Annotated in this window: 8 protein-coding genes; all 8 read left to right on the forward strand. The window is 61.3% G+C overall.

Annotation, left to right across the window (positions count from 1 at the left end; all coding sequences use genetic code 11):
• Window positions 1-83 precede the first annotated feature (83 nt).
• The 8 genes from NE851_RS32400 to NE851_RS32435 all read left to right on the forward strand — a co-directional run bounded on the left by NE851_RS32400 (window position 84) and on the right by NE851_RS32435 (window position 14941).
• Window positions 84-1268 carry a GTP-binding protein gene (locus tag NE851_RS32400; RefSeq protein ID WP_028757508.1) on the forward strand — a complete coding sequence of 395 codons (1185 nt, stop codon included), beginning with the start codon at window positions 84-86 and terminating at the stop codon, window positions 1266-1268.
• Window positions 1269-1450: 182 nt separating this feature from the next.
• Entirely contained in the window at window positions 1451-6862 is a 5412-nt protein-coding gene (locus NE851_RS32405) for a DUF4082 domain-containing protein (RefSeq protein ID WP_097545344.1), read from the forward strand.
• Between the two features lie 22 nt (window positions 6863-6884).
• Window positions 6885-8105 (forward strand): GTP-binding protein, encoded by a 1221-nt coding sequence (locus tag NE851_RS32410; protein ID WP_063474718.1) that lies wholly within the window; start codon window positions 6885-6887, stop codon window positions 8103-8105.
• A gap of 67 nt (window positions 8106-8172) precedes the next feature.
• A complete protein-coding gene (locus NE851_RS32415) occupies window positions 8173-8478 on the forward strand; it encodes a hypothetical protein (protein ID WP_047613895.1) in 306 nt (101 codons plus the stop codon).
• A 43-nt stretch (window positions 8479-8521) separates the two neighbouring features.
• Window positions 8522-10666 (forward strand): peptidase domain-containing ABC transporter, encoded by a 2145-nt coding sequence (locus tag NE851_RS32420; protein WP_047613893.1) that lies wholly within the window; start codon window positions 8522-8524, stop codon window positions 10664-10666.
• Entirely contained in the window at window positions 10663-12102 is a 1440-nt protein-coding gene (locus tag NE851_RS32425; RefSeq protein ID WP_047613891.1) for an HlyD family type I secretion periplasmic adaptor subunit, read from the forward strand. The genes NE851_RS32420 and NE851_RS32425 overlap by 4 nt, the downstream gene beginning before the upstream one ends.
• 397 nt (window positions 12103-12499) lie before the next feature.
• Window positions 12500-13882 carry an aminomethyl transferase family protein gene (locus NE851_RS32430; RefSeq protein WP_254962604.1) on the forward strand — a complete coding sequence of 461 codons (1383 nt, stop codon included), beginning with the start codon at window positions 12500-12502 and terminating at the stop codon, window positions 13880-13882.
• A 156-nt stretch (window positions 13883-14038) separates the two neighbouring features.
• On the forward strand, window positions 14039-14941 hold the full coding sequence (locus tag NE851_RS32435; protein ID WP_254962605.1) for a methylenetetrahydrofolate reductase: 903 nt from the start codon (window positions 14039-14041) through the stop codon (window positions 14939-14941).
• The last annotated feature ends 2 nt before the right edge of the window (window positions 14942-14943 follow it).

The following is a 14943-nucleotide window of genomic DNA, read 5'->3' on the forward strand; positions in this document are numbered from 1 at the left end:
ACGGACCGGTTTCGAATGAGGCTCATACGCAAATGCTGGTCGCGGCGAAGTGCGCTTCGACCGCCCGCATTCAAGGAATGCCGATGAACAGGATCGAGCGGCTCCCGGTAACCGTGCTGGCCGGCTTCCTCGGCGCTGGTAAGACGACGCTTCTTAGCCACGTCCTGAATAATCGTCAGGGCCTGCGGGTCGCTGTCATTGTCAACGATATGAGCGAAGTGAACATAGACGCCAGTCTCATTCGAGACGGCGGCTGCAACCTGTCGCATACGACGGAGACATTGATCGAGCTCAGCAATGGTTGCATATGCTGCACCCTGCGCAACGACCTGCTGACGGAAGTACGGCGACTGGCAGAAGAGCGGCGATACGACTATCTGTTGATCGAAGGCACCGGCATTGCCGAGCCATGCCCTATCGCTGCAACCTTTTCCTTCCGTGACGAGAACGGCGTCTCCCTCGCAGATTTTGCCAGCCTCGACACAATGGTCACCGTGGTCGACGCTGCAAACCTGTTAGCCGACTACAGCAGTGCCGATCTGCTTGCCGACCGCGGCCTGCAGCGCGACGGCGAGGACCGGCGCACACTCATCGACCTGCTGGTGGATCAGATCGAGTTTGCCGATGTTGTCGTGATCAACAAGATCTCGGACGCGACCGAAGAGATCCGCGCGGAAGTCCGCAAGATAGTTGCTGCGCTCAACCCGGATGCGCGCCAGGTGGAGACGGATTTCGGCAAGGTTTCTCTTGCAACCATCCTCAGTACGGGCCTCTTCGATGAAGCAAAAGCCGCCGCCCACCCGTTGTGGCACAAGGAGCTGTACAGCCCGGGCGACCATGTCCCGGAGACGGAAGAATACGGGGTATCGAGTTTTGTCTATCGCACGCGGCGTCCCTTCGACCCCAGGCGGTTTCGAGCATTCCTGGACGAGCCCTGGCCGGGGGTAATCCGCGCCAAAGGCCATTTCTGGCTTGCCACACGCCCGCGTCATGTGGGCCTGATGTCGGCGGCCGGGGTGCAGCGGCGCTGCGAGCCGATGGGGCTCTGGTGGGCGGCCGTGCCCCGGCAGGATTGGCCGAGCCATCAGCAGTTTCGTCAGCATATCGAAAGCCGGTGGGACAGCGCTTGGGGCGACCGTCGGCAGGAGCTCGTATTCATCGGTGTTGATATGGACGAGACAGGTGTGCGGACCGCACTGGACGGATGCCTCGCCAGCGCCGATCCGCGCGACTGGGCCGCCCTCGAAGATCCGTTTCCGGCCTGGTAGCACGGGCGCTCGAGTTAAAAACCGGCTCGACCAGCCGGACCGCCCAGAATGCCTTTTCAACCAGCGTCAGCCACTTGGAAGTAGCCCGGCTGGTATGCGTTGAGGGTCATCATATGGGCGTAGGGGATACCTCCCTCATACCCCAGATTGCTGTCGTACATTCCCTTGGCAAAGGTGCCAGAATGAAGCTCTTGCTATGGCGGCCGAAGGGCGGGCCGATGCGGAAGGGGACGCCGCTGATGCGGAGAATTCATGTCAGTAATCGTGAGTATTTGAGTACATTTGGTGGAGCGTTGAGTATCTGTCGTGCACCCTCAACCTGGAGCGCAGTGCTGGGAACCGCGACGGTTGTATCTTCCACGAGTACCGATGGTTCCCTAAGCTTTGCCAGTAACGGCAGCTTCGCCAATCTCGACGGCGCCGCCCTCCCGTCCTCCTTCACCGGTCCGTCTTCCTTTACCGGCAATATCATGCAGCCTGCCGCGCTGATCTCATCGGGCGGCGTGCAAACTGCCTCGATACCACCGACGGCGATGCCCGCGCCTGCAGGCGACGGCGGCGCGCAGGACACCTCTGCCAAGACGGCGTCGGTTGCGACGGTGTTGCAGACGACGACGTCATCCGAACGCACCGTGCTCGGCCCGGACCCGTATGAGGAGGCTGCGACACTGCCTGCCGCTCCGGCGCTGACGGGTGTTACCGGCGATGCCGATACCGGCAGCGCCAAGACGGCGGCGCCGGCCAGTTCTTCCAGCAGTGTCGGCACGACTTCATTGCGCCTTCAGGCCTCGATAGCATCCATCTCGGTGGAGCCGAGCCAGGACGTTTCTGCTGAGACGACCGCCGCCGCGACGGCATTGGCGACGCCAGCGACGGCAACTTCGGTGGCAGCGACTTCGGCGGCGTCGGTCGCGACGGTAACGCCCAACAAGATCGCGCTCGAAAACCTGAAGCAGGGCAACCCGATCAGCGAGTGGGGTCTTGAAGGCGACGGCGGCGGCACCATCCAGGGCTTCGCCACCGAAATCAGCACAAATATCGGCCAGACGGTCGATTTCAAGATCGCCACCGATTCCACCCATTACCGCATCGATATCTACCGCATGGGCTATTATGGCGGGGCCGGCGCACGCAAGGTCGACTCGATCGAGAAATCGCTGACAACGGCGCAGATCCAGCCGCATCCGATCGTCGACATGTCGCTCGGCCTTATCGATTGCGGCAACTGGTCGGTTTCGGCGAGCTGGCAGATTCCGACGGACGCGGTCTCCGGCGTCTACTTTGCCAAGCTGGTGCGCGAAGACGGCACCGAGGATGCAAGCATCATCCCCTTCGTCGTGCGCGACGACGCCTCGACCAGCAATATCGTCTTCCAGACGTCCGACACGACATGGCAGGCCTATAATGCCTGGGGCGGCGCCAGCCTCTACTACGGCGAAGTGCCCGTCGACCCGGCAGACATGATCGGCTACCTGCCGCCGAACTGCAGCTGCGGGCTGACCGCGATCGGTCGGGCCTCGGCGGTCAGCTATAACCGGCCGATCATCACCAATACGAGCCCGATCGGCGGCTCGCACGACTACATCTTCGGCGTCGAATCCTCCGCCATCTCGTGGCTGGAGCAGAACGGCTACGACGTTTCCTATATTTCCGGCGTCGATGCGGCGCGCAGCGGCACGCTGCTGCTCAACCATGATGCCTATCTCTCCGTCGGGCATGACGAATACTGGTCTGCCGAACAGCGCGCCAATGTCGAGGCTGCGCGCGATGCCGGCGTCAACCTCGCCTTCTGGAGCGGCAACGAGTGCTACTGGAAGGTCCGCTGGGAAAGCAGCATCGACGGCAGCGGTCAGGCCTACCGCACCATGGTCTGCTACAAGGAAACCTGGGGCACGAGCACGGATCCGAGCAATGTCGGCACCGGCACCTGGCGCGATCCGCGTTATGCCGATCCGGGGCAGCAGCCGGAGAATGCGCTGACGGGCACGATGTTCCAGGTGGACAGCTACCGCCAGGATACGATCTCCATTCCCTACGACTATTCGAACCTGCGCTTCTGGCGCAATACCGATGTCTCCCAGCTGAATGAAGGCGAAACCTACAATCTGGTGCAGAACCTGCTCGGCTATGAGTGGGATTCCGATGTCGAGAACGGCTTCCGTCCGGATGGCCTCATCAACCTGTCGCTCTCTTCCATCGCGGTGAGCACCTATCTGCGCGATTACGGCACCACGGTCGGCGATGCGGTGGCGACCCATAGCCTAACCATGTACCGGGCAGAAAGCGGCGCGCTGGTCTTCGGCGCCGGCACCGTCTTCTGGTCCTGGGGGCTGAGTGACAACCACCAAGGCCCGGCCACGTCAACCGATCGCAACGTGCAGCAGGCGATGGTCAACATGTTCGCGGACATGGGCATTCAGCCGACGACGCTGGATGCGAGCCTGATCCTTGCGACACAGTCGACCGACACGCTGAAGCCAACCTCGTCGATCAGCTCGCCGATCATAGGCGCAAGCTTCGTCGAAGGGCAGCGCGTGACGATCACAGGCACGGCCCAGGACTTCGGCGGCGGCATCATCGCCGGCGTCGAAGTCTCCACCGATGGCGGCCAGCACTGGTTCAAGGCGTCAGGCCGCGAGAGCTGGAGCTATAACTGGGTCGTCCAGGCGAGCGGCACCTATACGATCATGTCGCGCGCCGTCGACGACAGCGTCAATATGGAGGCGCCGTCTGCCGGCAAGCAGGTCACCGTCACGCTGCCGGGCACGCAGGGCCTATGGACGCTTGCGGAAAAGCCCGCGGTCGAAATGGCGATCGATCGCGATTCCGTCGAGCTCGGCCTGCGCTTCCAGGCGACGACGGCAGGCTACGTGGAAGGCATCCGCTTCTACAAGGGCTTCTACAATATCGGCGACCATGTCGTCAGCCTCTGGAGCGCCAACGGAACGCTGCTGGCATCAGGCGTGTCGGTGGGCGAACCGCTTTCCGGCTGGCAGACGGTGATGTTCTCCAGCCCGATCCAGATTGCCGCCGGCACGACCTATATGGCCTCCTATCACACCAACGGCTTCTACTCCGCCACCGAGAATTATTTCGCCAGCCCCTATGCCAGCGGCGCGCTGAAGGCCGTCGATGGCGGTGGTGTCTATGCCTATGGCGACAATGCCGGCACATTCCCCGGCCAGAGCCCCGGTACCGGCACCAACTATTGGGTCGACGTGGTCTTCGATGCCGGCCCCAACAGCGCGCCGGTTGCGACCGACGACGCGGGGCTGGCCATCACCCGCAACGACAGCCTCGTCGTCTCGATCGCCTCGCTCATCGGAAACGATACAGATCCCAATGGCGATGCGATGACGATTTCGGCGGTCGGCAATGCCGTCAACGGTACGGTGACGCTCAATAAGCAGAACGGCACCGTCATCTTCACGCCGAGCAACAATTATTCGGGGCCGGCAAGCTTCACCTATACGCTGTCGGACGGGCGCGGCGGCACGGATCAGGGCAACGTCAGCCTCACCGTAAACCAAGGCCCTGCCGGGGAAACGCTGTTTAAATCAAGCGAAGGGCCGACGGGCGCAAGCTTCAACGAAGGTCAGTCGCTCGAACTTGGGATGAGGTTCGTCGCTTCGTCCAGCGGCATGATTACCGGCATCCGCTACTACAAGGCTGCCGGCGATACCGGCGCCCATACCGGCTCCCTCTGGACGACCGACGGCACGCTGGTCGCGACCGTCAGCTTCGCCGACAGCGGATCGGCGAGCGGCTGGCAGACCGCGACATTCACCAACCCGGTGCATATCGCGGCTGGCACGACCTATGTCGCCTCCTACCACACGACAGGCTCCTATGTGGCGACATCAGATTATTTCACGTCAGCCCATACCAACGGCGCGCTGACGGCGCTCGCCGGCAGTAACGGCGTCTTCGGAAATGGCACGGGGTTCCCAAGCTCCAGTTACCAGTCGTCGAACTACTGGGTGGATGTCGTCTACAACCAGACAAGCAATGCGGTGCCGTTCGCCGCCAATGACAATGGCTACACGACCTATTCCAACACGGCGCTGTCGATTGCCGCAGCCAGCCTGCTTGCAAACGACAGCGATGGCGATGGCGACCCGCTCAGCATCACCGGCGTCAATGCTGCGGTCAACGGAACGGTGACCTTCAATAGCCAGACCAAGTCCGTCATTTTCACCCCGACGGCGGGTTATACGGGTGCGGCGAGCTTCTCCTATTCGATCGCGGATGGATATGGCGGCATAGCGTCGGCCACCGTCAGCCTCACTGTCGGCACGCCGCCCGGGGGAGGAACGACGTCAAGCCTGTTCACCGGCGCCGACACGTCGGGTGTTGCCGCCGCCAATGACGCCAACTCGGTCGAACTCGGCGTCAAGTTTATCGCTTCCGCCAGCGGCCAGATCACCGGGCTCACCTATTACAGGAGCGCCCAGGATACCGGCACGCATGTCGGCTCGCTCTGGACGGCCAGCGGCCAGGTTCTGGCCCAGGCCACCTTCATCAGCGAGACGGCGAGCGGCTGGCAGACGGTTTACTTCACCCAGCCGATCAATGTTACGGCCGGCGCCACCTATGTGGCGAGCTACCATTCGAACGGCTTCTATTCCGCAACGGCGAACTACTTCACGACGGACCATACGAACGGCGCGCTGACGGCCCCGTCGAGTGCGGCGAGTGGCGGCAACGGCCTTTATGCCTATGGCTCGGGCAGCCTGTTTCCGACCGCTTCCTACAATGCGAGCAATTACTGGGTCGACGTGCTCTATCAACAGGGCGGCGCGCAGAATGCGATTCCGGTCGCCGCCAATGACAGCGGCTTGTCGACCAATACCGGCACGCCGATCACCATCCAGGCCTCAGTGCTCCTGGCAAACGACACCGATGCCGATGGTGATCCGCTTGTCATCACCGGCGTCAGCGGCGCGGTCAACGGCTCGGTCGCCTATGACGCCCAGGCCAAGACGGTGACTTTCACGCCGACGGCAGGCTATTCGGGACCGGCAAGCTTCAGCTACGCAATTGCAGACGGCAAGGGCGGCACGGCGTCGGCGCAGGTTGCGCTCACCATCAACGGCGGCCAGACGGGAGGGCCGGAGCAGAACCTCTTTGCCGCCGATGCGACGCCTTCGATCGTCTCCGTCAACGACAACCAGCCGGTTAATCTCGGCATGAAATTCCAGGCGGATACGGCGGGCTGGGTTACCGGCATCCGCTTCTACAAGGGGGCAGACAATACAGGCCCGCACAACGGCTATCTCTGGACCGCCTCGGGCACATTGCTCGGCAGCGTCAGCTTCGGCAACGAAACGGCAAGCGGCTGGCAGACCGCCACGCTCACCCAGCAGGTCGAGGTCGCCGCGGATACGACCTATGTCGTTTCCTATAGCACCAACGGCAATTATTCGGCGACCGGCAATTACTTCAGCGCCGATGTGACGAACGGCGATTTGAGGGCGCTCAGCGGCAACAACGGCGTCTATGCCTATGGGGCGAGCGGCTTGTTCCCAAGTGCCAGCTATAACAGCACAAACTACTATGTGGACGTAGCGTTCAGACCGCAGCTCGCGGCGTAGAAGAAGCGAGCGGGGAGTATCGATGACGAGTGCAGACAACAGACTTCCGGTCACGGTCCTTGCCGGCTTTCTCGGCGCCGGCAAGACGACGATCCTCAACCATGTCCTGCGCAATCGCGAGGGGCGTCGGGTCGCCGTCATCGTCAACGACATGAGCGAGGTGAATATCGACGCCGATCTCGTGCGCGACGGGGGAGCGAACCTGTCGCGGACGGACGAGACGCTGGTGGAGCTCACCAATGGCTGCATCTGCTGCACATTGCGCGACGATCTCTTAAGCGAAGTGCGCCGGCTGGCCGCCGCCGGCCGCTTCGATTATCTGCTGATCGAGGGCACGGGCATTGCCGAGCCGCTGCCGGTCGCAGCCACCTTCTCCTTCCGCGACGAGAGCGGGGCAGCCCTCTGCGACGTCGCGCGGCTCGACACGATGGTTTCCGTCGTCGATGCGGTCAATCTTCTGGTCGATTATGCGAGCGCGGAGTTCCTGAGCGATCGCGGCGAGAGCCGGGACGGAGACGACGAGCGCAAGCTGGTGGAACTGCTCGTCGAGCAGATCGAATTCGCCGATGTCGTGGTCATCAACAAGGCGCAGGATGTGCCGCCTGCAGCGCTTGCCGAGGTTCGCCGCATCGTTGCCGCACTCAACCCCGATGCCCGCGTCATCGAGACCGGCTTCGGCCGGCTGAAGCTCGACGCCATCTTGAATACCGGCCTCTTCAGCGAAGCGAGAGCTGCCCGCCATCCGCTCTGGCACAAGGAACTCTTCGGTTGGGGCGAGCATGTGCCGGAGACCGAGGAATACGGCATTTCGAGCTTCGTCTATCGCAGCCGCCGGCCGTTCGATCCCTCCAGGCTGAGCGATTTCCTCGACAGAAAATGGCCGGGCCTCATCCGGGCGAAGGGCCATTTCTGGCTGGCGACAAGGCCCGACGAGATCGGCCTGCTGTCGATTGCCGGCACGCAGTGCCGCATCGACACCAAGGGTTTCTGGTGGGCCTCCGTGCCGAAGGCGCAATGGCCGCGCTTTCAGCAGTTCCGCCAACTCATCGACCGGCATTGGGACGCGATCTGGGGCGACCGCCGCCAGGAACTGGTTTTCATCGGCGCCGGCTTCGACGAAGACGCAATCCGCACCGCGCTCGACGACTGCCTGACCGGTGAGGAGACAGGCTTCGATCCGCAGACCGCCGCCCGGCTACGGGACCCGTTTCCGGCCTGGCAGCACGCCCATTCAAATAGTTAGAGCATCCCAATGGACGTAAGCCGCCCAAAGAGGAAGACGTTTTGATTATCAACCGGAGGAGAGAACAATGAGCAACGAACTTTATGCAGATGGCATCGGCGAAATCACCATCACCGGAACGATCGTGCGGATCGACCTGATGTCGCTCTCGGCCACCGAGCGTGACGCCAACAACAATCCGAAGCCGGTTTTCCGCCAGCGCATCATCATGCCGGTCGATGCCTTCGCCAATGCGGTCGATCTCATGCAGAAGGCGCTTGGCGGGTTGGTCGAAGCTGGTGCGGTCCGTCGCATCGGCGATATGTCGGCGGCGGCTGCCGATATCCAGTCGGTGCAGGCCGGCGCTTCGAACGCTTCGCCGAACTTCAACTGATAAAACAAATATTGCCTCGGTCTCGTATTGTTTCAGGTGGGCCATGACTGGTTTTCTGCATACCAACCTGCATTGTCTTGCGCTGGTCGCGCGTCATCACGGCGTCGACCTTGCTCCTGAACGGTTGCAGCACGATTATGCCGTCGGCAACGATCCTGTTGCCTTGCGGCAGCTGCTGCGCATGGCCAAGGATGCCGGCCTCAGGGCAAAGCATCTGACGCTCGACTGGCGATCCCTGTTCCAACTTGGCGAGGCGTTCCCGGTGCTCGCTGAGCTGACGAACGGCAACTGGGTGGTCATCGCCGGCGCTGTCGGGAGCGGGGAGGACGAGAGAATCCGTGTTCTCGACCCGCTGGCATCACGCGCCGAAGTGATGATGCTCAGCGAAGAGCAGTTCGCCAAGGCCTGGCTCGGATCGGTGATCCTGCTGAAGCGCAACTATCGCATGTCCGATGAGGACCGGCCCTTCGGCTTCCGCTGGTTCGTCCCCGAGATCATCAAGCAGCGCAGCTTCTTCCGCGATGTCGCGCTCGCCGCCTTCGTGCTCTACGGGCTGGGGCTGACGACGCCGATCTTCTTTCAGCTCGTCATCGACAAGGTGCTGGTGCATCAGAGCTATGCGACGCTGACGGTTCTCACGGCGGGCATTGCGATCGCGCTCGTCTTCGACGCGACCTTCACTTTCCTGCGCCGCTATTTGTTGCTCTATGCGACGAACAGGATCGACATCCGCGTCGCGACTCGCACCTTCGGCCATCTGCTCAACCTGCCGATCGCGCTCTTCGAGCAGGCCTCCGCCGGCGTTCTCGTCAAGCATATGCAGCAGACGGGGCGCATTCGCGAATTCCTGACCGGCCGGCTGTTTCTCACACTCCTGGACGGCGTTTCGCTTCTGGTCTTCGTGCCGATCCTGCTTCTCTACAGCGTCAAGCTGACGCTCGTCGTGCTCGGTTTCGCAGCCCTCGTCGGGCTGGTGGTGATGATGCTCGTCGGGCCGTTCCAGCGCCGGTTGCAGGCGCTCTATCAAGCCGAAGGCGACCGCCAGGCATTGCTGGTGGAGACCGTGCACGGCATGCGCACCGTCAAATCGCTGGCGCTGGAACCGCGCCAGCGCAAGGTGTGGGACGATTATTCGGCCCAGTCGATCTCCGTGCGTTTCCGGGTCGACAAGATCTCGACCATCGCCCAGGCGATGACCGGACTGCTGGAGAAGCTGATGAGCGTCGCGATCATCGGCCTCGGCGCGCTCGATGTCTTCAGTGGCGCGATGACGATCGGCGCGCTGGTCGCCTTCAATATGCTCGCCGGCCGGGTCTCGGGACCACTGGTGCAGATCGTCACCATGGTGCACGAATATCAGGAAGTCGCGCTCTCCGTGCGCATGCTCGGCGAGATCATGAACCAGCGGCCGGAGCAGGCGGGCCGCGGGCGAGGTGTTCGGCCGAATCTACAGGGCCGCATCGAATTCGACAGGGTCACCTTCCGCTACGGCCCGGATAGCGCGCCGGCGCTCGACAATGTCTCCTTCGCCATTCCGGCGGGCTGCTTGTTCGGGGTGGTCGGCAAAAGCGGCTCGGGCAAGACGACGATCACAAGGCTGATCCAGGGGCTCTATCAGAGCCAGGAAGGCCTCGTGCGCATGGATGGCTATGACAGCCGCGAGATCGACCTCGTGCATCTGAGAACGAGCATCGGCGTCGTGCTGCAGGATAGTTTCCTGTTCCGCGGCTCGGTGCGCGAGAATATTGCCGCCGCCAAGCCCGATGCCAGCATCGAGGAGATCATGGAAGTTGCCCGTATCGCCGGCGCCGAGGAGTTCATCGAGCGCCTGCCGCGCGGCTTTGACACGATGCTGGAGGAAAACGCCTCCAATCTGTCAGGCGGCCAGAAGCAGCGGCTTGCCATTGCCCGGGCGCTGATCACCGATCCGAAGCTGTTGATCTTCGACGAGGCGACGAGCGCCCTCGACCCCGACAGCGAGGCGATCATCCGCGAGAATCTGAGCCGCATCGCCGCCGGCCGCACCGTCATCATCGTCTCGCACCGGCTTTCGACGCTCGTCGATGCCGATGCCATTCTCGTCATCGAGCGTGGCAAGGTCGCCGATATCGGCCGGCACGATCAGCTTGTATCGCGCTGCATGACCTATCGCCACCTGTGGGCCCAGCAGATGAGGCAGGTCGCATGAACGCGCACAGCAGAAAACCCAGCGAGAACCTGCCGGTCCCTTCGGGCAAGGGGCCATCAGACAAGGAGCCGGAGAAGGGCAGGGAACTCATCGCCCGCCCACCGCTGCCACCGGCAATTGCCGAGTTCCAGTCCGATGCCGTCGAGCTCGAAGAACGTGCGCCGCCGCGCGTTGCCCGCATGACGCTGTATTGCGTGACAGCACTGCTTGCCGCAGCGATCACCTGGGCCTCGGTCTCCTCCATCGACGAGGTGGTGATTGCGCCCGGCAAGCTCGTCACCACACAGCCCACTATCGTCGTCCAGCCGCTCGAAACCTCGATCATCCGCACGATCGACGTCAAGGTCGGCGAGGTGGTGCATGCCGGCCAAACGCTGGCGACGCTCGACGCCACCTTCAGCCAGGCCGATGTTGGCCAACTGAGGGCGAAGTTTTCCGCTCTCGACGCCCAGGTGAAGCGCCTGGAGGCCGAGCTTACCGGCGAAGACTATTCGAAGATCGCCGGCAACACGCAGGATGAGCAGCTGCAGCTGCAGCTCTTCGCCCAGCGGCGGGCCTTCTACACGGCGCAGCTGCAGAATTTCGAACAGCAGATCGCCGGCCAATCGTCCGCACTTGCGGCAAACCGCAATCAGGAGGCCGTGCTCAACGACCGGCGCGACAACCTCTCGCAGATCGAGGCCACGCGAAAGAAGCTCTATGATAAGGAAAGCGGTTCGCTGCTCACCATGCTCGGCTCGCGCGACGCTCGCCTCGATGTGGAGGCCGATATCACCGCGGTGCGCGGCAAGGCCGAGGAGGCGGTCCACGCCTACGCGAAACTGAGCGCCGACCGCCAGGCCTTCATCGAGGATTTCCGCCGCGCCGCGATGGAGCAGCTGGTGGACCTGCGCGGCCAGCGTGACATGACCGGCGAAGAGCTGAAGAAGATGGAGCTGCGCCGTAACATGGTGGCGCTGACTGCACCCGCCGATGCCGTCGTGCTCGATCTTGCCCAGCGCTCGGTCGGTTCCGTCGTGCGCGAGGCCGAGCCGGTGGTGACGCTGGTGCCGATCAACGTGCCGCTGGAAGCAGAAGTCTCGATCAACACCCGCGACATCGGCCGCGTGGTCGTCGGCAAGGAAGCCCGCGTCAAGCTCGACGCCTATCCCTTCCAGAAATACGGCACGGCAACGGGCGAAGTGCGAACGATCAGCGAGGACACTTTCCTCACCGGCCAACCGGAACAGACCGCCACCCCGAGCCAGCCGTCCGCCCCCTTCTTCAAGGCGCGCATCCTGCTTGCCGATACCCGGTTGAATGCCACAGATGTGCCGGTGCGGCTGCTTCCCGGCATGACTGTGACCACGGAAATCAAGGTCGGCAACCGCACGGTGATCTCCTATTTCCTGTATCCGCTGCTGCGTGGCCTCGACAACGCAATACGCGAACCGTAGGGCGCCACAGCTCAGTTCGCCCCGAACGAGATCCCGAGCGAGCTTTTAGGCAGATAGTTCTGTCGTTCCCTAAATCATTGTTATTCCACATAGGGTTCAAATCCCTTCAAAGGGTCGCTGCAGATTTTTCAAATTGAACAAAATATCAAATTGACAGTATGTGTAATTTATGAATGTATAGAGTTGAAAGCGGATCATGGCCGTTAGCTAGATTCCACTTGGCGTTGAAGAAAGAGCGATGTCGTCCTGGGAGCTTGGAGCCGCGTCGCAAAGCGATCGCCCGGCGCCAAGCGCTGGGCTGCAACAATAGTGGGGTTTTGAAGCGAAATCGTTGCTGCGTGTTTAAAGCTTGCCGAAATATTAGCAGTTTATTTTCAGTATCAGGGAGGAGCTGAACATGAATATCGCACCAAGCGTGGGACTCAAGAACCTGGAGTCCATTGTCAATGACGCCGGAGGTCCGGTAAAATTGCTTCGTGGGTCCAACATCGGGCCTTACACATTCCCGGTTATTCCACCGGAGTTCACCAATTGGCGCGATGAGGTGAGATCCTGGAAGGATAGCGTTGCGCTGCTTGAGCTTTCCTACCACATGACGGAACTGCATCTTCGCGGTCCGGACGCCGTAAAGTTTCTTTCCACGCTGGCGACCAACAAGTTCGATTCCTTCCCGGTTTTGCGCGGCAAACAACTGGTGCTGGCCGGCCACGACGGTTATATGATCGGCGATGCCATTGTCTTCCGCGAGGAAGAGGAATTTCTGCGCATCGTCGGCGCCCCTTTTGCCAGTGACTGGGTGCAGTACAACGCCGAAATCAGCGGCATGAATGTGACCGCGGTGCGGGACGACAACTTCTCGATCCGTTCGGGAACGCGCGATGTCTTCCGTATCCAGATCCAGGGCCCCAACGCGCTTCCCTTGGTGCGTGAGGTTTCGGACGGGACGTTGCCGGACATCAAGTTCTTCAATATCGGTGAATTCCAGATTGCTGGTCACGCGGTTCGTGCCCTTCGCCATGGCATGGCAGGCGAGCCTGGCTACGAAATCTACGGGCCTTGGGACATTCAGCACGAGATTCGCGCCGCCTTTGCCGAGGTCGGGCAAAAATATGGCATGCGCAAGATTGGAGCGATGGCCTATTCGACCACCGCGCAGGAATCCGGCTGGATGCCAATGCCGCTTCCGGCCATCTATCACAGCGCCGAAATGAAGCCCTACCGCGAATGGCTGAACCAGTACTTTCTGGAGTCGGTCGCCTCGCTCGGCGGCAGCTTCCTGTCCGACAAGATTGAGGACTACTACGTCGATCCGGTTGAAGTCGGTTACAAGTCGCTGATCGACTTCAATCACGATTTCATTGGCAAGGAAGCCCTGCGTGAAAGGGTCGCCAATCCGAAGCGAAAGAAAGTGACGCTCGAATGGAACAACGACGACGTCATGGCATGCATGAACTCGTCGCTGATCGATCCGGACAACGGCGGTATGTTCATGAAGCTGCCAAATCCGATGTATGCGACGTTCCAGTCGGACGCGATCATGAAAGGTGACAAACGCGTCGGCATATCGCAATGGCTTGCCTATTCCGCCAATGCCAATCGGGTCATCTCGCTCTCGCTCGTTGATATTGAGCACGCCGAACCCGGTACGGAAGTCACAGTGCTTTGGGGTGAGCCAAATTCCCAGCGCCTTCCGGTCGGCACGCACCAGCTCCGCGAAATTCGCGCCAAGGTAGTTCCGGCTCCCTACTTCGAAAAAGTCATCAAGACCGGCCAGCAGTAACCTCAAGCCGCTTGGCGCTCAAAGCAAGCTTCATGGTGAACGGCAGCACTGCCCAGTGGCCCTCAGCGGGACCGCGGCAGTCTGCCGTACGCATCCCTTGTGCGATCCAGCTGGGGATCGTCGACAATTTCCGAAGACGTCTATAGGGGCCATCGCATGATGCATAATATCGATATGGCGGAAGACGCCCTTGCCGTGCGACCGGTGATGTCGCCACGCGCAGCATTGATTGACGGATACTCATTCGAAATCACAGGAAAAGACATTGCCGGCCTCCAAGATGTGAGCAAACTGCTTGCACCGGCCACATGCGTTTCAATTGCCTTCATTCCCAATGAAAATCATGACGCGCGCCTTGCAGCCGCGGCAACGGTGAAAGAGCTCGGCTTTCATCCGGTGCCACATATTTCCGCCAGACGTTTGGGCTCGGCTGCAGAACTGGATCGTCTCTTGGCGTTGTTTGTGAGCGTGGCGAACGTCGATCGTCTATTTATCGTGGCCGGCGATCCTGACGTGCCTGTCGGGCCATATGAGGATTCTTTGGCCATCATTCGTTCGGGACTGTTGTCCAAGCATGGAATCAGGAAGGTCGGCATAGCCGGATATCCGGAAGGGCATCCAAAGATCCGTAACGGGGTGCTTTTCGAGGTGCTGCAGGAAAAACATGCCCTCCTGACCGCCGCTGGGCTGGAATATGACATCACGACGCAGTTTTCCTTCGATGCCGAACCGGTCATCGAATGGATCGGGCGCCTTCGCCAGGCGGGCATAACAGCACCCATACGCATTGGTGTCCCGGGGCCTGCCAGTGTGAAAACCCTGTTACGCTTCGCCACGATCTGCGGCGTCGGCGCGTCCACGAAAGTCATGGCGAAATACGGGCTCTCGATCCGGAAACTTCTGAATACCGCCGGCCCGGATGCGCTTGTGGCGGAGTTCATAAGAAGGCTCGATCCTAGCAAGCACGGATCAGTTTGTTTGCATTTCTATCCATTCGGCGGTGTTGGAAAAACGGCCGAATGGATCCGAGACTTTCTGGCAAGTCACATATCGAAGTAGGC

The organism is Rhizobium anhuiense bv. trifolii, assembly GCF_024346605.1.
GTDB classification, from domain to species: domain Bacteria; phylum Pseudomonadota; class Alphaproteobacteria; order Rhizobiales; family Rhizobiaceae; genus Rhizobium; species Rhizobium anhuiense.

Bases quoted from the DNA above. Each gene is read 5' to 3' on its own strand.
- NE851_RS32400 (WP_028757508.1), top strand. From the start codon at position 84: ATGAACAGGATCGAGCGGCTCCCGGTAACCGTGCTGGCCGGCTTCCTC.
- NE851_RS32405 (WP_097545344.1), top strand. From the start codon at position 1,451: ATGAAGCTCTTGCTATGGCGGCCGAAGGGCGGGCCGATGCGGAAGGGG.
- NE851_RS32410 (WP_063474718.1), top strand. From the start codon at position 6,885: ATGACGAGTGCAGACAACAGACTTCCGGTCACGGTCCTTGCCGGCTTT.
- NE851_RS32415 (WP_047613895.1), top strand. From the start codon at position 8,173: ATGAGCAACGAACTTTATGCAGATGGCATCGGCGAAATCACCATCACC.
- NE851_RS32420 (WP_047613893.1), top strand. From the start codon at position 8,522: ATGACTGGTTTTCTGCATACCAACCTGCATTGTCTTGCGCTGGTCGCG.
- NE851_RS32425 (WP_047613891.1), top strand. From the start codon at position 10,663: ATGAACGCGCACAGCAGAAAACCCAGCGAGAACCTGCCGGTCCCTTCG.
- NE851_RS32430 (WP_254962604.1), top strand. From the start codon at position 12,500: ATGAATATCGCACCAAGCGTGGGACTCAAGAACCTGGAGTCCATTGTC.
- NE851_RS32435 (WP_254962605.1), top strand. From the start codon at position 14,039: ATGATGCATAATATCGATATGGCGGAAGACGCCCTTGCCGTGCGACCG.